This is a genomic window from Microbacterium sp. P2_F9 (genome assembly GCF_056403635.1).
The window spans coordinates 1-18,290 of the sequence record NZ_JBFUFC010000063.1 but is presented as its reverse complement, the minus strand read 5'-3'; the positions used below and the strand labels follow the sequence as shown (position 1 = coordinate 18,290).

18 protein-coding genes are annotated in these 18,290 nt (G+C 70.4%); 16 read left to right on the top strand and 2 right to left on the bottom strand.

The genetic code is table 11. From position 1 onward, the window contains the following. The 3 genes from AC1DVT_RS08760 to holA form a co-directional block, all read left to right on the top strand. Window positions 1–411, top strand: a 411-nt coding sequence (locus tag AC1DVT_RS08760) for a ComEA family DNA-binding protein (protein WP_477388225.1), incomplete at its 5' end; no start/stop codon positions are given. Then, window positions 408–2,750 (top strand): ComEC/Rec2 family competence protein, encoded by a 2,343-nt coding sequence (locus AC1DVT_RS08755; RefSeq protein WP_477388223.1) that lies wholly within the window; start codon window positions 408–410, stop codon window positions 2,748–2,750. The genes AC1DVT_RS08760 and AC1DVT_RS08755, both read left to right, overlap by 4 nt. A gap of 9 nt (window positions 2,751–2,759) precedes the next feature. After that, window positions 2,760–3,797: a DNA polymerase III subunit delta gene (gene holA / locus AC1DVT_RS08750; protein ID WP_477388221.1), complete on the top strand. Its 1,038-nt coding sequence runs from the start codon at window positions 2,760–2,762 to the stop codon at window positions 3,795–3,797. Between the two features lie 106 nt (window positions 3,798–3,903). Here the strand turns inward: holA and rpsT are convergent, their stop codons facing one another. Further along, complete coding sequence (rpsT, locus tag AC1DVT_RS08745; protein WP_457098550.1) at window positions 3,904–4,164, bottom strand: 30S ribosomal protein S20; 261 nt, start codon at window positions 4,162–4,164, stop codon at window positions 3,904–3,906. Window positions 4,165–4,390: 226 nt separating this feature from the next. On the opposite strand from rpsT, the gene AC1DVT_RS08740 reads away from it, so the two are divergent. Beyond that, window positions 4,391–5,740 (top strand): GH1 family beta-glucosidase, encoded by a 1,350-nt coding sequence (locus AC1DVT_RS08740; protein ID WP_477388219.1) that lies wholly within the window; start codon window positions 4,391–4,393, stop codon window positions 5,738–5,740. Beyond that, window positions 5,737–6,987 (top strand): MFS transporter, encoded by a 1,251-nt coding sequence (locus tag AC1DVT_RS08735; RefSeq protein ID WP_477388217.1) that lies wholly within the window; start codon window positions 5,737–5,739, stop codon window positions 6,985–6,987. The genes AC1DVT_RS08740 and AC1DVT_RS08735 overlap by 4 nt, the downstream gene beginning before the upstream one ends. Here AC1DVT_RS08735 and AC1DVT_RS08730 read toward each other — a convergent pair. Further along, window positions 6,976–7,701 carry an alpha/beta fold hydrolase gene (locus AC1DVT_RS08730; protein ID WP_477388215.1) on the bottom strand — a complete coding sequence of 242 codons (726 nt, stop codon included), beginning with the start codon at window positions 7,699–7,701 and terminating at the stop codon, window positions 6,976–6,978. The genes AC1DVT_RS08735 and AC1DVT_RS08730 overlap by 12 nt on opposite strands. 43 nt (window positions 7,702–7,744) lie before the next feature. Between AC1DVT_RS08730 and AC1DVT_RS08725 the strand changes: the two genes are divergently transcribed. The 11 genes from AC1DVT_RS08725 to AC1DVT_RS08675 form a co-directional block, all read left to right on the top strand. Further along, on the top strand, window positions 7,745–8,890 hold the full coding sequence (locus AC1DVT_RS08725) for a pyridoxal phosphate-dependent aminotransferase (RefSeq protein ID WP_477388213.1): 1,146 nt from the start codon (window positions 7,745–7,747) through the stop codon (window positions 8,888–8,890). Between the two features lie 44 nt (window positions 8,891–8,934). Beyond that, window positions 8,935–10,788, top strand: coding sequence for a translation elongation factor 4 (lepA, locus tag AC1DVT_RS08720; protein WP_477388211.1), 1,854 nt, complete (start codon window positions 8,935–8,937; stop codon window positions 10,786–10,788). Between the two features lie 10 nt (window positions 10,789–10,798). Beyond that, a complete protein-coding gene (locus AC1DVT_RS08715) occupies window positions 10,799–11,449 on the top strand; it encodes a DUF1990 family protein (protein WP_477388209.1) in 651 nt (216 codons plus the stop codon). Beyond that, a complete protein-coding gene (gene hemW / locus AC1DVT_RS08710; RefSeq protein WP_477388207.1) occupies window positions 11,449–12,666 on the top strand; it encodes a radical SAM family heme chaperone HemW in 1,218 nt (405 codons plus the stop codon). The genes AC1DVT_RS08715 and hemW overlap by 1 nt, the downstream gene beginning before the upstream one ends. Before the next feature lie 90 nt (window positions 12,667–12,756). Next, window positions 12,757–13,791 (top strand): heat-inducible transcriptional repressor HrcA, encoded by a 1,035-nt coding sequence (gene hrcA, locus AC1DVT_RS08705; RefSeq protein ID WP_457098562.1) that lies wholly within the window; start codon window positions 12,757–12,759, stop codon window positions 13,789–13,791. A gap of 47 nt (window positions 13,792–13,838) precedes the next feature. Next, window positions 13,839–14,957, top strand: a complete 1,119-nt coding sequence (gene dnaJ / locus AC1DVT_RS08700) for a molecular chaperone DnaJ (protein ID WP_477388205.1) — start codon at window positions 13,839–13,841, stop codon at window positions 14,955–14,957. A gap of 3 nt (window positions 14,958–14,960) precedes the next feature. Then, a complete protein-coding gene (locus AC1DVT_RS08695) occupies window positions 14,961–15,698 on the top strand; it encodes a 16S rRNA (uracil(1498)-N(3))-methyltransferase (protein WP_477388203.1) in 738 nt (245 codons plus the stop codon). Window positions 15,699–15,721: 23 nt separating this feature from the next. Then, the gene (locus AC1DVT_RS08690; RefSeq protein ID WP_457098565.1) at window positions 15,722–16,069 is read left to right on the top strand and encodes an HIT domain-containing protein; all 348 of its coding nucleotides are present in this window, start codon (window positions 15,722–15,724) and stop codon (window positions 16,067–16,069) included. A 43-nt stretch (window positions 16,070–16,112) separates the two neighbouring features. Beyond that, window positions 16,113–17,141 carry a PhoH family protein gene (locus AC1DVT_RS08685; protein ID WP_457098850.1) on the top strand — a complete coding sequence of 343 codons (1,029 nt, stop codon included), beginning with the start codon at window positions 16,113–16,115 and terminating at the stop codon, window positions 17,139–17,141. Next, window positions 17,138–17,608: an rRNA maturation RNase YbeY gene (gene ybeY / locus AC1DVT_RS08680; RefSeq protein WP_457098566.1), complete on the top strand. Its 471-nt coding sequence runs from the start codon at window positions 17,138–17,140 to the stop codon at window positions 17,606–17,608. Before AC1DVT_RS08685 ends, ybeY begins: the two co-directional genes overlap by 4 nt. Next, a partial coding sequence (locus AC1DVT_RS08675; protein ID WP_477388201.1) for a CNNM domain-containing protein occupies window positions 17,605–18,290 on the top strand: 686 nt, incomplete at its 3' end. The genes ybeY and AC1DVT_RS08675, both read left to right, overlap by 4 nt.

Here is an 18,290-nt window from a genome sequence, read left to right as displayed (position 1 = left end):
GTCCTGTACGTGCACGTCTCCGGGGCGGTCAACGCACCAGGGCTCTACATCCTGGACGCGGGGGCCCGTGTCCTCGATGCGATCGCCGCGGCCGAGGGCTTCCGGGACGATGCCGACGACGAGGCGGTGAATCTCGCGCGACCGCTGAGCGATGGCGAGCAGCTGGTCGTGCCGGTGATCGGCGCCGCACCCGCGGAACAGCAGGCGGCGGCAGGGGACGGCCGGGTCAACCTCAACACCGCCGATGAAGCGGCGCTCGACACCCTGCCCCGGATCGGCCCGGCGCTCGCCGCCCGGATCATCGAATGGCGCGAGGCGAACGGTCGGTTCACGACGGTGGAGGACCTCCTGGCCGTGCCGGGGTTCGGCGACAAGATGCTCGAGTCGTTGCGAGCGCTGGTCACGGTGTGATCCGCCGCGCCGCTCGATTCCGGCTGGTTCCGGTCGCGGCCGTCGCGTGGGCGGTGGCCGCGGCGACCACGCTGACACCCGGAATCGCCCCTGCCGTGGCCTGGAGCTGCTGGGCGATCGCCCTCGCGGGTGTCGGCGTGCTCGTCCTGCGCCGTCCGCGCACTCGCATCGGGATCATCGCGGTGCTGACCCTCGCCGCCGCGGCGGCCGCGGCATCCCACGTCGCCCTTGCGCAGCCCTCCCGGTCGGCTCTCGACGCGATGGCGCTCGACGGCGGMCGTGCCGTCGCCATCACCGCGGACGTCGTCGGAAAGGTCGAGCGCCGCGCCACCGGTGAACTCGCCTTCGACGCGCTCGCGACGCGGATCGCCGCGGGCCCGGTGGCCACCGACGTGCACGTCGAAGTGGTCGTGCGCATCCGTCCCGGCGACGTCGACCGGCTCGCCGCGCTGGAGGTGGGCTCTTCGGTGCTCGTGAACGGCACAACCTACCCGGCCCAGCCGGGCGATCGGGCCGTGCTGGTCGTCGCGGCGCGCAGCCTGGAGGTCGTCGCGCCCGCATCGGGGGCCGCCGCCGTCGCCTCGGGCCTGCGGCGCGGACTGCTCGGCGCCACCGTCGGTCTTCCCCAACCGGGCGCCGGCCTCGTGCCAGGTCTCGCCGTCGGCGACACGTCCCGGGTCGGCCCCGAGCTCGACACTGCGATGAAGCGGTCGTCGCTGTCGCATCTGACCGCCGTGTCCGGCGCGAACTGCGCACTCGTGGTGGGCATCGCCTTCGGCGCGGCCGCGCTCGCCGGTCTCGGACGCCGCGTGCGGGTCGGGTGCGGCGTTGCCGCGCTGGCCGGTTTCGTCGTGCTCGTCACCCCCGAGCCGAGCGTCGTCCGCGCCGCCGCGATGGCGGGTGCGGCGATGCTCGCGGTGCTCCTGGGCCGCCCCGCCGTGGGCATGTCCGTGCTCTCGCTCGCCGTCGCGTTCCTGATGATCGCCGACCCCTGGCTGTCGACGTCCCTCGGCTTCGCGCTCTCCGCGGCTGCCACGGCCGCGCTGCTCGTCGCGGCGAGGCCGCTCGCGGTGGGGCTCGCGCGCTGGATGCCCCGCGCCCTGGCGCTGGCGCTGGCGGTGCCGCTGGCCGCCCAGCTGGCCTGCGGCCCGCTCCTCGTGCTGATCGCGCCCTCGGTGCCCATCTACGGGGTCATCGCGAACCTCCTCGCCGCGCCGGCAGCGCCGGCGGCGACCCTCGTCGGCCTCGCGGCGTGCCTCGCCCAGCCGCTGCCGTGGCTACAGGCGGGGCTGGCGGCGATCGCGTGGGTGCCGGCGTCGTGGATCGCCGCCACGGCACGCCTGTTCAGTGGCCTCCCCGGCGGACAGCTGCCCTGGCTGGAGGGATGGTGGGGTGCCGCGGTCCTCGCCGCCTGCGGCTTCGCGGTCGGGATCGTGGTCCTCGTCCGGGCGCGCGCTCGTGGGTGGCCGCGCGGCCTCCGATTCGCCGCGGTGGTCGTGGTCGCTGCCACCACAGGCGTCTCGGCCGGCACCACCCTTCTCACGACCGCGTCAGCGGTGCTCACCGTGCCAGGCCAGTGGGCGATCCTCGCATGCGACATCGGCCAAGGCGACGCCGTGCTGGTGCGCTCGGCCGGTCACGTCGCGCTCATCGACACGGGTCCCGAGCCGGCGCGGCTCGCGGCCTGCCTCGACAGGACGGCCATCGCCCGCATCGACCTGCTCGTGCTCACGCACTACGACGCGGACCACCGCGGCGGCCTCGACGCCGTCATCGGTCACGTCGACACCGTCGTGCACGGTCCGCCGGTCACCGACGCCGACCGCGCCGTGCTGGCGGCGCTGGAGCGCGGTGGCGCGACGCTGACGGACGGTCGCTCCGGACTGCACGGCCGACTCGGCGGCGCAGCGTGGCGGGTGATCTGGCCTGTGGGGGAGAGCAGGGGATTCCCCGGCGGCAACGATGCGGGCGTCGTCGTGGAGTTCACCGGGGGAGGGGTCCCGGCATCCGTCTTCCTCGCGGACCTCTCCGCCGCACCGCAGCGCGCGATCGTCGCGGGCGCACTCGCGCGCCGCGTCGACGTCGTGAAGGTGGCCCACCACGGAAGCGCCGATCAGGACCCCGAGCTGTATCGGCTCCTGTCGCCGACCGTCGCGCTGATCAGCGTCGGCGCGGACAACGACTACGGCCATCCCCGCCCCGAGACCATCGCGTTCCTCGAGGCCGCCGGCGTCGCGATCGCCCGCACCGACCAGTTCGGCATCGTCGCGCTCTGGTCCACCCCGGACGGCGTCGCGGTCTGGCGAGAACGGGCCGGCGATGTCAGGGGCGCTGGGTAGGCTGGGCACATGGCTGCCCCCGCACGACGACCCGCCGCGTCGCGCGCGAAGAGCGCCATCCCGCAGCTCTCCTGGCGTGATCCGCAGCCGGCCCCGATCGTCCTCATCTCCGGCCCAGAAGAGGTGTGCGCCGAGCGTGCGACGAGCGTCCTGCGCGACTACCTTCGCGCCGAAGACCCGAGCCTCGAGATCTCCGACATCCGTGCCGATGACTACGTCGGCGGCACGCTGCTCGGGCTGACGTCGCCTTCGCTGTTCGGCGAGCCGCGTCTCGTGCGCGTCTCCGGCGTCGAGAAGTGCTCCGACGCCTTCCTGTCTGAGGCGATCAGCTACCTCGCCATGCCGCAGGATGGCGCGACGGTCCTGCTGCGGCACACCGGCGCGACCGTGCGGGGCAAGAAGCTCCTCGACGCGATCCGGTCGGGTGAGGGCGGAGGCGTCGAGATCGCGTGTCCCGCGATCAAGCGCGACGGCGACCGCTTCGACTTCGCGGCCGGTGAGTTCCGCACCGCGAAGAAGCGGATCGCGCCGGCAGCGCTGCGCTCGCTGGTCTCGGCGTTCAGCGACGACCTCACCGAACTGGCCGGCGCCTGCCAGCAGCTCATCGCAGACGTGCCAGGCGACATCACCGAGCAGATCGTCGAGCGCTACTACGGCGGCCGGGTCGAGACATCCGCGTTCGCCGTCGCCGACACGGCGATCGCCGGCCGCTACGGCGAGGCGCTGATCTCGCTCCGGCACGCCCTCGCCTCGGGCGCCGACCCCGTTCCGATGGTCGCGGCGATCGCGTCGAAGCTGCGCACGATGGCGCGCGTCGCGGGCAGTCGCGAATCGTCGGGGGCGCTGGCCGCGCGGCTGGGGCTGAAGGACTGGCAGGTCGACCGGGCGCGCCGCGATCTCGCTGGCTGGACCGAATCGACGCTCGGTATGTCGATCCAGGCTGCGGCGAGAGCGGATGCCGAGGTCAAGGGCGCCTCGCGCGATTCCGTGTTCGCGCTCGAGCGGCTGGTCACCGTCATCGCCACCCGCGCGCCGTACGGTTCCTGAGTAGGCGCGCAGCGCCGTATCGAGGGCGGCGCGCGGCACCCTGCGAATGCCAGAAGGCCCGCACCCCTGACGGGGACGGGCCTTCTGTGCTTCGACCGGTGCGGGCTCAGAGAGCAGCGACCTGCTTGGCAATCGACGACTTCTTGTTGGCGGCCTGGTTCTGGTGGATGACACCCTTGCTCGCGGCCTTGTCGAGCTTCTTGGTCGCGGTGACCAGAGCCTTCTCGGCAGCGGCCTTGTCGCCGGCGGTGATGGCATCGCGGGTGCGACGCACCGCGGTCTTCAGCTCGCTCTTGACTGCCTTGTTGCGCTCGTGCGCCTTGTCGTTGGTCTTGTTGCGCTTGATCTGCGACTTGATGTTCGCCACGTGTCGACGTTCTTTCGTTCGGGGTTTTCGATGGAAGTGCCGGACGCCATGAGAGGGATGTCGTGCGGCGGTCGTGCGGGAAGAACCCACACGCAAGTCAAACACCGAGTCTATCAGGTTCAGCCGGGACTCCCCGCCTGTGCGCAGTGGTACGGACCCGGCTGCCGGATGAGGGAAGATCGGATGCGTCAACCCGAGGCGTCTCCAAGAGCGAAGGAGCTCTGCCGTGTCCGATCACGTTCCCCACGAAGCCCTGCGCGGCCTGCGCTGGTCGGCAGCGACCGCCGCCTTCCAGATCGAAGGCGCGCGCGGCGAAGGCGGCCGCGGCCGCTCGATCTGGGACGACTTCGTCGAGACCCCGGGTGCCGTGCGCGACGCTGCCACGGCCGAGCCGGGCCCGGACAGCTACCACCGCTACAAGGAAGACGTCGATCTGCTCGCGCGCCTCGGCGTCGATCGGTACCGGTTCTCGATCTCGTGGGTGCGCGTGCAGCCGACCGGCACGGGACCCGCGAATGCGGCGGGCATCGACTACTACGACCGGGTCGTGGATGCGCTGCTCGACGCCGGCGTGACCCCGTTCCCCACGCTCTATCACTGGGACCTTCCCACGCCGCTCGAGCAGAACGGGGGATGGCTCAATCGCGAGACCGCCTACCGGTTCGCCGACTACACCGCGCTGGTCGTCGACGCTCTCGGCGATCGCGTGAAGCACTGGTACACCATCAACGAGCCCGTCTCCACATCGCTGCAGGGGTACGCGATCGGCGAGCTGGCCCCGCGTCGGCAGCTCCTGTTCGACTCCCTGCCCACCGCCCATCACCAGCTGCTCGCCCATGGCCTGGCCACCAGGGCACTGCGCGAGCGCGGCGCGGAGACGATCGGGATCGTCAACAATCACACCGACGTGCATCCCGCGTCCGCGTCCGAGGCGGACCAGGCCGCGGCATCCGTCTATGACATCCTGCACAACCGGATCTTCGCCGAACCGGTGCTGCTCGGCGCCTATCCCGACCTCGAGTCGTTCGGACTGCCGCCGATGCCGGTCGAGCCGGGGGATCTCGAGATCATCTCCTCGCCGACGGATGTCTACGGCCTCAACTTCTACAACCCGACAACGGTCGCCGCCGCCGCACCGGAGAGCCCGATCCCGTTCGAGATCGTGCCGACCCCCGGCGCCGCGACCACCGGCTTCGGCCCCGACTGGCCGATCGTCCCCGAGTCGCTCACGAACGTGCTGGTGGACTTCCACGAGCGCTACGGCGAGCGGCTGCCGCCGATCGTCGTCGCGGAGAACGGCGCGTCCTTCCCTGAACCTGACGCCGTCACGGAACGGCTCGTGGATGCCGAGCGCATCGCCTACCTCGCCGGTCACATCGCGGCCGTCGGACGGGCGCGCGAGCGCGGCGTGCCGGTCGAGGAGTACACCGTGTGGTCGCTGCTGGACAACTTCGAGTGGGCCGAGGGATTCACCCAGCGATTCGGACTCGTCCACGTCGACCACACCACCGGAGAACGCACGCCCAAGGCGTCGTTCGACTGGTACCGCACTCTCATCGAGGAGGCACGAGCGTGACCACCACCACCACAGGACGCGTCGGGGCGAAATGGTTCGTGCTGTTCACCCTCGCCTGGCTGGCGCTGTGGACAGTGCAGCTCACGCCGCTGCAGCTGCTCATTCCGCTGCAGCTGAACACCCCGGATGACGCTGACGGATGGATCTCCGGCGTCGTCTCATCGGGGCTCGTCCTCGCCCTGGGCGGCGTGGCGGGCGTCATCGCCGGCCCCCTGGCCGGCGGGCTCTCCGACCGCACCCGCGGCGCGTTCGGCAGGCGTCGCCCCTGGGCGATCGTCGGCGTGGCTCTCGGCACCGTCTCCCTCGTGGCGATCTCGTTCGCCGAGGGGCCGTGGGGCGTCGGTCTCGCGTGGATCGGCGTGTCGGTGGGCACCGCGGTCGCCTCCGCTGCCTTCACCGCGCTCATCGCTGACCAGCTCACGACGCAGCGCGGCACGGCGTCGGCCGCCGTCTCCTCCTCGCAGGCGCTCGGCATCATCGTCGGCGTCGGCGTCATCGTGCTGCTCGAGCTCGGCACCGTCACCGGCTACCTCGTGCTCGCCGGGTTCCTCGCCGTGGTCGGAGTCGGTGCGGCGCTGCTCCTTCCGGATCCCCCCGTACCGGCCCAGTCCGCGGTCGCCCGCGAACAGCGCGCCCTCTCGGCCCGGCTCGCTGCCCTGCGCGACCGCGACTTCGCATGGATGCTCGGTGGCCGGCTGATCGTCAACATCGGCAACGCCCTGGGCACCGGGCTCCTGCTGTTCTTCCTGCTCTACGGCCTGCACCGCGATCCGGCGGCGGCCGAGGACGACCTCCTGCTCCTGATCGTCATCTACACCGTGTTCGTCGTCGCGTCCTCGATCGTGTCCGGCGCGGTCTCCGACCGCACCGGCAAGCGGATCGGGATCGTCGTGTGGTCGGCGATCGTGCAGGGGCTCGCCGCGGTGTTCATCGCGCTCTTCCCGACGTACGAGTCCACGATGATCGGGGCGGCGCTCCTCGGCATCGGCTATGGCGCGTACATGTCCGTCGGACTCGCGCTCGGCACCGATCTGCTGCCGTATCCCGAGGACCACKCACGCGACCTCGGCTTCGTCAACGTCTCCGCGAGCCTCGGGCAGCTGCTCGGACCGCTCATCGGGGCCGGGCTCGTCGCACTCGTGGGCGGCTTCCCGCTCATGTTCGCCGTCGGCGGGGTGCTCTCCATCGTGGGCGGGCTCATGACGCTCGCGATCCGCAAGCGGACGCCGGCGCCGTCAGTCGTCTGAGTGCTCGAGGGTCGTGATTGCGACATCGAGCATGGCGTTGAACACCCGTGGTCGCATGACAGTGACGTGGTGCGTCGTGCGCGGCACGACGATCAGCTCGGCGTGCGGCGCCACCCGCAGGAAGAGCCGCTCGTTGACCCGCAGCTGATCCCACTGGCCGTTGATGAACCACAGCGGCACCTGGATGCGACGCAGCGCCGCGAGCAGGTCGAGGACCGACAGGCTCCGCAGCGCGATGTCCTGCGCATCCAGGGCATACCCACCGGCGCCGAAGTCGGCGCGGGTCTCGTCCGGCAGGATGCGATCGAGCATGCGGTTCGTGAGCCACATGCCGCGGTCGGGCAGCGAGTCGAATCCGCGTGCCATCGCGCGGTAAGCGCTGAGTGCCGGTCCGCGCGGAACGGCCGTGCAGGACGCGGCGATGAGCCCGGCGACGGGCGGCGAGTCCTCAAGTCCGGTGTACTCGACGCACAGCAGCCCACCCATGGAGTGACCCACGAGCAGAACGGGGCCGCGGGTCGCGGCATCCTGAACCGCGTCGTCGATGGTCGCAAAGGCGCCCTCGAGGGTGAACTCCTCGTCCATGCGCGAACCGTGCCCGGGCAGGTCGACAGCGGTGACCGGGTCGCCCCGCTCCGTCAGGTGCGCGACCTGAGCCCGCCACATCGTCGCGGACGTCCGGATGCCGTGCACCAGAACGACCTGGACYCCCATCGCCCCAGGCTAACCGCTCGCACGCGCCCCTAACATGAGCCACATGCCACAGATCGCGGCCCACATCGCAGCCATGCCGGGCTCGGGCGTCCGACACATCCTCGAGCGGGCGCTGGCTCGTCCGGACACGATCATCCTGGCCGTGGGCGAGCCGGGCGAAGTGGTGTCGCAGGCGGTCCGCGACGAAGCCGCCGCCGCATGGCGCGAGGGTGACACGCGATACACGCCGAACGGCGGCATCCGTCCCCTGCGCGAGGCGATCGTCGCCAAGCTCGCGCGCGAGAACGGCCTCGTAGTYGACCTCGAGCAGGTCTGGGTGACGGTGGGGGCGACACAGGCGCTGCACATGGCGATGGCGCTCGTGCTGTCGCACGGCGACGAGGTCCTGGTGCCCGATCCCGGCTACACGACATTCACGATGAACGCCCATCTGCTGCAGGCGATGCCGGTGCCCTACGCGCTGAACCCCGAGCGGGCCTTCCAGCCGGATCTCGCCGAGCTCGAGACCCTCATCACGGCGCGCACCCGCGCGATCATCGTGAACACCCCGTCGAACCCGCTCGGCTCGACGTTCGACCTGGTGACGCTCACGGCGCTCTTGGACCTCGCCCGCCGGCACGATCTGTGGGTGATCAGCGACGAGGTCTACGAGCGCTTCACCTGGGGCGCCCCGCACGTGAGTCCGGCGACGATCGACGGCGCGCGCGTGCTCTCGGTGTTCTCAACCTCGAAGACCTACGCGATGACCGGCGCGCGCGTGGGCTGGCTGGTCACCCCGCCGGGGTGGCGCCCGACGATGCTGCGCGTGCAGGAGGCGCTCGTCAGCTGCGTCGATGCGCCGGCCCAGCGCGCCGCGGTCACCGCGCTGACGGGGAGTCAGGATGCCGTCGCCCACGCCGCCCGGCACTACCGCGAGAACCTCGCCGCCGCGATGGCCGAACTCGACCGGCGCGGCATCCGGTATCTCACGCCGACGGGCGCGTTCTACCTGTGGATCGATGTGTCGCACGCGTCGGGAGGCGATGTCATGGCGTGGTGCGAGCGGTTCCTCGACGAGGCCGGTGTCGCGGTCGCTCCCGGCTCGGCGTTCGGCGCGTCGGGCGAGGGCTGGATCCGCGTGTGCGTGGCGAGCGACCTGGAGTCGCTCCTCGAGGGACTGCGCCGGCTGCCGGCACCCGCCGCCGACTGACGCGCACCGTCTGATCAGGCGTGCCACCGTAGAATCGATGGGACATGTCACCCCGCGCCCTGAAGCCCCTCCAGCCGTCCGCGACGCCGCCTGAGCTGATCCGCAACTTCTGCATCATCGCTCACATCGATCACGGCAAGTCGACGCTCGCCGACCGCATGCTGCAGATCACCGGCGTGGTCTCCGACCGCGACATGCGTGCGCAGTACCTCGACCGCATGGACATCGAGCGCGAGCGCGGCATCACGATCAAGAGCCAGGCCGTGCGCATGCCGTGGGAGGTCGACGGACAGACCTACGCGCTGAACATGATCGACACCCCCGGACACGTCGACTTMACCTATGAGGTCAGCCGTTCCCTCGCCGCCTGCGAAGGCGCGATCCTGCTGGTGGATGCCGCGCAGGGCATCGAGGCGCAGACGCTCGCGAACCTCTACCTGGCGCTCGAGAACGACCTGCAGATCATTCCGGTGCTCAACAAGATCGATCTGCCGGCCGCCGACCCGGACAAGTACGCGAAGGAGCTTGCCAGCCTCATCGGCGGCAAGCCGGAGGATGTGCTGCGGGTGAGCGGCAAGACGGGGATGGGCGTCGAGGAGCTGCTCGAGCACGTCGTGCAGCAGATTCCCGCGCCGAAGGGCGATCCGAACGCGCCGTCGCGCGCCATGATCTTCGACTCGGTCTACGACTCCTACCGCGGTGTCATCACCTACGTCCGCATGATCGACGGCACCCTGAACCCGCGCGAGCGCATCCAGATGATGTCGACCCGCGCGATCCACGAGCTTCTCGAGATCGGCGTCTCGTCGCCGGAGCCGACCCCGAGCAAGGGTCTCGGCGTCGGCGAGGTGGGCTACCTGATCACCGGCGTGAAGGATGTGCGCCAGTCCAAGGTCGGCGACACCGTCACCAACGCCGCCAAGCCCTCGAAAGAGGCCCTGCCCGGGTACACCGACCCGAAGCCGATGGTCTTCTCCGGCCTGTACCCGATCGACGGCAGCGACTATCCGCTGCTGCGCGAAGCGCTCGACAAGCTGAAGCTGTCGGATGCCTCGCTCAACTACGAGCCGGAGACCTCGGTCGCGCTCGGCTTCGGCTTCCGCTGCGGCTTCCTCGGGCTGCTGCACCTCGAGATCGTCACCGAGCGCCTCGAGCGCGAGTTCGGCCTCGACCTCATCTCGACCGCGCCATCCGTGACCTACGAGGTCACGACCGACGACAAGAAGACCTTCGTCGTCACCAACCCGAGCGAGTTCCCCTCCGGCACCAAGATCGCGAGCGTCACCGAGCCGATGGTCAAGGCCGCGATCCTGGCGCCGAAAGACTACGTCGGCACGATCATGGAGCTCTGCCAGTCGCGTCGCGGAACCCTCCTCGGCATGGAGTACCTCGGCGAGGACCGCGTCGAGATCCGCTACACGATGCCGCTCGGCGAGATCGTGTTCGACTTCTTCGACCATCTCAAGTCCAAGACCGCCGGCTACGCCTCGCTCGACTACGAGCCGAGCGGACACCAGGAGGCCGACCTGGTGAAGGTCGACATCCTGCTGCAGGGCGAGGCGGTCGACGCGTTCAGCGCGATCGTGCACCGGGACAAGGCGTACGCCTATGGCGTGCTGATGACCGAGCGGCTGAAGAAGCTGATTCCGCGTCAGCAGTTCGAGGTGCCGATCCAGGCTGCCATCGGCGCGCGCATCATCGCCCGCGAGTCGATCCGCGCGATGCGCAAGGACGTGCTCGCGAAGTGCTACGGCGGCGACATCAGCCGGAAGCGCAAGCTGCTCGAGAAGCAGAAGGAGGGCAAGAAGCGCATGAAGATGGTCGGGCGCGTCGAGGTCCCCCAGGAGGCGTTCATCGCCGCGCTGTCCGGAGATGTCGAGACCAAGGCCGCGAAGTAGGCTGGTTCGCATGCGCCGCGGAACGTTCAATGACGAGACGGTCGACTACGCCGCCGTCGGGGCGACGCAGGCTCCGGATCTCATGGGGTACCCACCGGAGCGCAGCATCCCCGCCGAGGAGTCCTGGCGCATCGGCAGCGGCGATGTCCGGTTCCAGACCGCCAGCGACGCGCTGCTGTCGTGGACCGCGCAGCGGGGCGCCGGCCTGAACATCAAAGACGTGCGGCCCGCGTCCGGTCCGATGTACTCGGGCGTCAGCTTCGACGCCGAAGGCAACCCCATCGCGCCGAGCCGGGCCGAGGCCGATCAGCGCTTCGACGCCGACGGCACGCCGTATGTCGCCGCGGGCACCACGATCACCGTCGAGGGACGCGTGCGCGGGATGGATGCCGATGGCGAGCTGCGCGTGATCTTCGCGATCGAGGAGCCGCGGCGGGTGGGCTTCGCGCTCGGCACCGTCGACGGTTCGGTCGTGAGCGGCGAGGAGTCGTTCATGCTCGAGTGGCACCAGAACGACGAGGTGTGGTTCACGGTCCGTGCGTTCGACGCTCCCTCCGCGTGGCTGTATCGCCTGCTGCCCGCACTCACCCGGCGTCGGCGCCGGGAGCTGTTCACGCGGTATCTGCGCGCCATCTCGCCGCTGTACACGACCCCGTCCTGATGGGCGCGGCGCTCCCGCTCGGCGAGCCTGTGCCGTCCAGCGGGGCGCTGCCGGACGGCGTGACGATCGACCCGGATCAGCCGTTCGGCGTGTATCTGCACGTCCCGTTCTGCCGCGTCCGCTGCGGGTACTGCGACTTCAACACGTACACATCGGGCGAGCTCCAGGGCGCCCGGCAGGACCAGTACGCCGACACGCTGCTGCGGGAAGTCGCACTCGCACGCGACGTGCTCACCTCGGCCGGCGGCATCCGTCCCGCCTCCACGGTGTTCTTCGGCGGCGGCACCCCGACGCTTCTTCCCGCGGGGGATCTCGCGCGGATGCTCGACGGCGTCCGGGAGACGTTCGGCCTGGTCGACGGCGCGGAGATCACGGTCGAGGCCAACCCCGATACCGTCACGCCTGCTGTGGTCGCCGAGCTCGCCGCGGCGGGGGTGACGCGCCTGTCGATCGGGATGCAGTCCGCGGTCCCGCACGTGCTGGCAGCCCTCGACCGCACCCACAACCCGGCGAACGTCGCCACCGCCGTCGAGGCGGCGCGCGCTGCCGGTCTGGACGTGAGCCTCGACCTCATCTACGGGGCTCCGGGGGAGTCGCTCGACGACTGGCGGCGTTCGCTGGAGACCACGATCGCCCTGCGCCCCGACCACATCTCGGCCTACGCGCTCATCGTCGAAGAAGGCACCAAGCTGCACCGGCAGATCCGCCGCGGCGAGGTGCCCGCCCCGGATGACGATCTGCAGGCTGACATGTACGAGCTGGCGGATGAGCTGCTGGCCGCCACCGGGTGGGAGTGGTACGAGATCTCGAACTGGGCACGCGATGCCTCGCAGCGCTCGCGGCACAACCTGGCGTACTGGCAGGGCTATGACTGGTGGGGGTTCGGACCCGGGGCGCACAGCCATGTCGCCGGCGTCCGATTCTGGAATGTCAAGCATCCGGCCGCGTACGCCCAGCGGCTCGCCGTCGGGGAATCGCCGGCCGCCGGCCGGGAGCAGCCCGACGGGGTAGCCCGCGAACTCGAATCCGTGCTGCTGCGCTCGCGGATCCGCGAGGGACTGCCGGTCTCGGAGGTCCTGGGCACCGGGCGCCACGCCGTGGCGGGCCTCATCGCAGACGGTCTGATCGACGGCACGGCCGCCGTGCACGGGCGAATCGTGCTCACGCTGCGCGGCCGGCTGCTCGCCGACGCGGTCGTCCGCGCGCTCACGCCCTGACGCGCCTCCGGCTCTCCGTCGCCGGATCCGGTAGAATTGGCACTCGCCAGAAGAGAGTGCCAGTCCAGCAGGTCAGCGTGAGGAGGCGGCATGGTCACCGATCGAGGTCTGCAGGTGCTGCGGGCGATCGTGCAGGACTACGTCGACACCCGCGAGCCCGTCGGCAGCAAGGCGATCGTCGATCGTCACGCCTTCGGCGTGTCCGCGGCGACGATCCGCAATGACATGGCCCTCCTCGAGGAGGAGGAGCTGATCGCGGCGCCGCATACGTCCTCGGGTCGCGTGCCGACCGACAAGGGCTACCGCGTCTTCGTGGACCACCTCGCCGCACTTCGGCCGCTCACTTCAGCCCAGCGCCACGCGATCGGCTCGTTCCTCGATGCCCCCGGCGATCTCGACGACCTGCTCGTGCGCACTGTCCGCGCCCTCACCCGGCTGACCGGTCAGGTCGCCATCGTGCAGTACCCGTCGTTCGCGCGGGCCAGTGTCTCGCACCTCGAACTGGTGCAGATCGGCTCCGGGAGGATGATCGTGATCCTCGTGACCGACACCGGCCGGGTGTCCCAGCGGGTCGCGCTCGTGCGGGTCGACCTCGACGACGACGCCATGGCGCGACTGCGCACCACGGTCTCGGATCTCATCGTCGGCCGTCCGGTGCGAGACGGCGTCCAGCGTGTCGCCGACTTCCTCGCCGCGGCGCAGACGCCTGGCAAGACGGATGCCGCGGCGAACGCGGTCGTGCACGTCGTCGCCGAAGAGCTCGACGAGTTCCGGCAGGACCGCCTGGTGATGGCGGGCTCAGCGAACCTGGCCCGCAGCGAAGCAGACTTCCGCGGGAGCATCTACCCCCTCCTCGAGGCGATCGAGGAGCAGGTCACGCTCCTGAAGCTCATGAGCGAGATGGTCGCGGACGAGCACGGTCTCGCCACGAGCATCGGACGCGAGAACGAGGCGTTCGGCCTGGGCGAGGCATCCGTCCTCGCCAGCGATTACGACGCGACGGGCGCGCGGGCACGAGTGGGCCTGCTCGGTCCGATGCGGATGGACTATCCGACGAATCTCGCGGCGGTGCGTGCCGTCGCGCGGTATCTGAGTCGGATCCTCGACGACGAGCACACGCGCTGACGGTATGACCATACGATCCCGCGCACAGCGCGGGCGGGAAGGCGATTGTGGCTGACCACTATGAGGTTCTCGGCGTCGCGCGCGACGCGACGCCGGACGAGATCAAGAAGGCGTACCGGCGCCTGGCGCGCGAACTGCACCCGGACGTGAACCCGGGGGCCGACACTTCGGAGCGATTCAAGCTCGTGACGCACGCGTACGACGTGCTGAGCGACCCGGAGCAGCGGGCGCGCTACGACATGGGCGACTCGCCCTTCGGTGGGGCGGGCGGCGCCCAGGGCTTCGGCAGCTTCGGCGACATCTTCGAGACGTTCTTCGGCGCGGCATCGGGCGGCGGACGGCCGGGGCGCCCGCGGTCGCGGCGCGAGCGCGGCCAAGACGCGTTGGTGCGCGTGACGCTCGAGCTCAAGGACGTCGTGTTCGGCGCGCACCGCGAGCTGGAGGTCGACACGGCCGTCCTGTGCGAGACGTGCACGGGTTCGTGCTGCCAGCCCGGCACCTCACCGGTGACCTGCGACATCTGCCACGGCGCGGGACATGTCCAGCGCCAGGTGCGCAGCCTGCTCGGCAACGTGGTGACCAGCCAGCCCTGCGGCTCCTGCCAGGGCTACGGCACGACCATCCCGTACCCCTGCGCGACCTGCCAGGGTCAGGGCCGCGTCCGCGCCCGCCGCACGGTGTCCATCGACATCCCGGCCGGCGTCGAGACCGGTCTGCGCCTGCAGCTCCCGGGCTCCGGCGAGGTCGGGCCCGCCGGCGGTCCCAACGGCGACCTGTACCTCGAGGTGACCGTCGCGGCCAACGAGATCTTCAGCCGCGAGGGCGACGACCTGCTCGCCACCCTGCAGGTCTCGATGCCGGATGCGATCCTCGGCACGACCACGACGATCGAGTCCCTCGACGGTCCGGTCGAGCTCGAGGTGCGCCCCGGAATCCAGGCCGGCGACGTGCTGACGATCAAGGGTCGCGGCATCACCCCGTTGCGTGGATCCCAGCGCGGCGACCTCCGCGTGGGCGTCCACGTCGTCACCCCGACGCGGCTCGACCACAAGGACCGCATGCTGATCGAGGAGTTCGCCAAGCGGACGAAGCCCGCGGCACCGCACCTCGCGGAGTTCCACCAGGGCCTGTTCGCAAAGCTCCGCGACCGCTTCCGCCAGGGCTGACGGATGCCGCTGCACTTCCTTCTCGATGAGCCCACGCGGGCGCTGCCGGGTGACGCGGTCGCGCTGACCGGACCCGAGGCGCATCACGCCGCGGCGGTCCGGCGCGTGCGGACCGGGGAGGAAGTCAGCCTCGGCGACGGGCACGGCGCCTGGCTCGAAGGGGTCTGCGAAGAGGTCTCACCGCGGCTGGTCAGCATCCGCATCACGGCACGCACGGACATTCCCGCGGCGGCGCCGCGACTCGTACTCGTTCAGGCGCTCGCGAAAGGCGACCGCGACGAGCTCGCCGTGCAGGCCGCGACCGAGCTCGGCATCGACGAGATCGTGCCTTGGCAGGCTGCGCGCAGCGTCTCCCGGTGGGACGCGGCCAAGGCGCAGAAGGGCCGCGCGCGGTGGTCGACGATCGCCCGAGAGGCCGCCAAACAGGCCCACCGTCCCTGGCTCCCGGAAGTCTCGGCGCTGGCCACCACGCGCGACCTCGTGGCGCGTGGCGCCTCCGCCCGCGTCCTCGTCCTCGAGCCGACCGGGTCGGCGGCGCTCACGACCACCGCCTTCGACCCCGCCGATCTCCGCGACATCCTCCTGGTCGTCGGCCCGGAAGGGGGCATCGCGATCGAGGAGCTCGATCTCCTCGCCGCCGTCGGTGCGGAGATCGTCCGCCTCGGCTCGACCGTGCTGCGCACCTCCACCGCAGGCCCCGCGGCGCTCGCGGTGGTCAGCGCGGCCATCGGCCGCTGGTGAAGGCCCGCCGGTAGACTCGGAATATGAGCGAGCCGTCGATCTTCACCCGAATTCTGCAAGGTGAGATTCCCGCTGAGATCATCGCCGAGACCGAGAACGCCTTCGCCATCCGCGATGTCGCGCCGCAGGCACCAGTGCATCTGCTCGTGATCACGAAGTCGCAGGAGTACCGCAACGTCGTCGAGCTCGCCGCGGGCGATCCCGCGCTGCTCGCCGAGGTCGTGGGTCTCGCCAACAGCGTCGCCGCCGAGCACGCCGACGGCGACTTCCGGCTCGTGTTCAACACCGGCCCCGGCGCCGGTCAGACCGTCCCGCACGTGCATGCGCACGTGCTGGCGGGCGGCCTCGCGGAGAAGACCGTCGGTGCCTGACGAGAATCCCACCGTCGACCGCGTCTACGCGGACGGCGTCGCCATGGTCCAGCTCCTCGGTCCGCAGGATCGGCTGCTGCGCGTCGTCGAACGCGAGCACCCGCAGGTGGATGTCCACGTCCGCGGCAACGAGATCACCCTGACCGGCGAGGCGTCCGCGGTCGCCGCTGCCCGGTCGCTCGTCGACGAGCTGCTCGAGATGGCCCGTGCCGGGCATGAGCTCGCGCCATCCGACGTGTCGTCCTCTGCCCGCATTCTCGAGACCGAGGGCGGACCTCGTCCGTCCGAGGTGCTCGGCGAGGCGATCCTGACGTCGCGAGGTCGCATCATCCGTCCCAAGACCCTCGGTCAGAAGGCGTATGTCGACGCGATCGAAGAGAACACGATCGTGTTCGGCATCGGACCTGCGGGCACCGGCAAGACCTACCTCGCTATGGCCAAGGCCATCCAGGCGCTGCAGCGCAAGGAGGTCAGCCGCATCATCCTGACCCGGCCGGCCGTCGAGGCGGGGGAGCGGCTCGGCTTCCTCCCCGGCACGCTCAACGACAAGATCGACCCGTATCTGCGGCCGCTCTACGACGCGCTCAACGAGATGCTCGACCCGGACCTCGTCCCCAAGCTGATGGCGTCCGGCACCATCGAGGTCGCGCCCCTGGCGTACATGCGTGGCCGCACGTTGAATGACTCCTTCGTCGTGCTCGACGAGGCCCAGAACACCACGCCCGAGCAGATGAAGATGTTCCTCACCCGACTCGGATTCGGCACCCGGATGGTGGTCACCGGCGACATCACGCAGATCGACCTGCCGCAGGGCGCCTCGGGGCTGCGCCTCGTCACGCGCGTCCTCAACCAGATCGAGGACATCCACTTCTCGTATCTGACGAGCGACGACGTCGTCCGGCACTCGCTCGTCGGCCGCATCGTCGACGCGTACACCGAGTACGACGAGCGGCGCCTGGCGGCTCGTCGCGAGCGGGACGAGGCATCCGAATTCGCCAACCGGGCCGACCGGCGTGCATCGTCGCGCGCGCCCGGTCCGCACGACCATCTCCCGAAGCGAGGCCGCGCATGACCATCGAGATCAACAACGAGTCCGCGATCCCGATCGACGAGACCGTGCTGCTGCGGCTCATGGAGTACAACCTCGCGGAGCTGCACGTCAGCGCCGACGCCGATGTGGCGATCGTCCTCGTCGACGAAGGCGCGATGGAGGCGCTGCACGTCCAGTGGATGGACGAGCCCGGCCCCACCGACGTGCTGAGTTTCCCGATGGACGAGCTGCGCCCGGGCACCGAGGATGTGCCGACGCCGCCAGGGCTCCTCGGCGACATCGTGCTGTGCCCGCAGGTCGCCGAGACCCAGGCGGTCGCCGCCAAGCATTCGACGATGGACGAGCTCATCCTGCTGACCACGCACGGCCTCCTGCACCTGCTCGGGTTCGACCACGCCGAACCCGACGAGGAGAAGGAGATGTTCGCGCTCCAGAAGGACCTGATCGTGGGCTTCCAGCACACAGAACGACGACGAAGCCGCGCATGACGCCTCTCCTCCTGCTGCTCGCGGCGGTGCTGCTGATCGCGTTCGGCGGTCTCATGGCGGCGATCGACGCGGCGCTGGGGGTGACCTCCCGTCAGGGGATCGCGGAGCTCGGTCTGAGCGGTCGCAACGCGCAGGCGCTGCGCCGGATCGCCGACGATCCCGATGCCCATGCCAACGCGGTCGTCTTCATCAGGGTGCTTGCCGAGACCACCGCGGCGGTCCTCGTCACGGTGGCGCTGACGCTGCTGTTCGACAGCATCGGGTGGGCGATGCTCGCGGCCGCCATCATCATGACGGGCACGTCCTTCGTGATCGTCGGTGCCAGCCCGCGCTCGTGGGGACGTCAGCACGCCAAGCAGCTGCTGCAGGGCGCGGCACCGATCATCCGCGGGGTCCGGGTCATCCTCGGACCGCTCRCGCACGCGCTGGTGGCCATCGGCAACCGGGTCACCCCGGGCGTCGCCCGGGGTGCGTCCTTCGCCTCCGAGGAGCAGCTCCTCGACATGGTCGACGAAGCGGCGTCGCAGGACCTCATCGAAGAGGATGACCGCGAGCTCATCCACTCCGTCTTCGACTTCACCGACACGTTCGTGCGCGCCGTCATGGTGCCGCGCACCGACATGGTGACGGTGGATGCCTCGGCCTCCACGCGCGACGCGATGAACACGTTCCTCCAGAAGGG

What these genes read in the sequence shown, in the direction of transcription:
- holA (WP_477388221.1), top strand. Translation starts at nt 2,760, where the DNA reads ATGGCTGCCCCCGCACGACGACCCGCCGCGTCGCGCGCGAAGAGCGCC.
- AC1DVT_RS08715 (WP_477388209.1), top strand. Translation starts at nt 10,799, where the DNA reads ATGCGCCGCGGAACGTTCAATGACGAGACGGTCGACTACGCCGCCGTC.
- hemW (WP_477388207.1), top strand. Translation starts at nt 11,449, where the DNA reads ATGGGCGCGGCGCTCCCGCTCGGCGAGCCTGTGCCGTCCAGCGGGGCG.
- hrcA (WP_457098562.1), top strand. Translation starts at nt 12,757, where the DNA reads ATGGTCACCGATCGAGGTCTGCAGGTGCTGCGGGCGATCGTGCAGGAC.
- AC1DVT_RS08695 (WP_477388203.1), top strand. Translation starts at nt 14,961, where the DNA reads ATGCCGCTGCACTTCCTTCTCGATGAGCCCACGCGGGCGCTGCCGGGT.
- AC1DVT_RS08690 (WP_457098565.1), top strand. Translation starts at nt 15,722, where the DNA reads ATGAGCGAGCCGTCGATCTTCACCCGAATTCTGCAAGGTGAGATTCCC.
- AC1DVT_RS08685 (WP_457098850.1), top strand. Translation starts at nt 16,113, where the DNA reads ATGGTCCAGCTCCTCGGTCCGCAGGATCGGCTGCTGCGCGTCGTCGAA.
- ybeY (WP_457098566.1), top strand. Translation starts at nt 17,138, where the DNA reads ATGACCATCGAGATCAACAACGAGTCCGCGATCCCGATCGACGAGACC.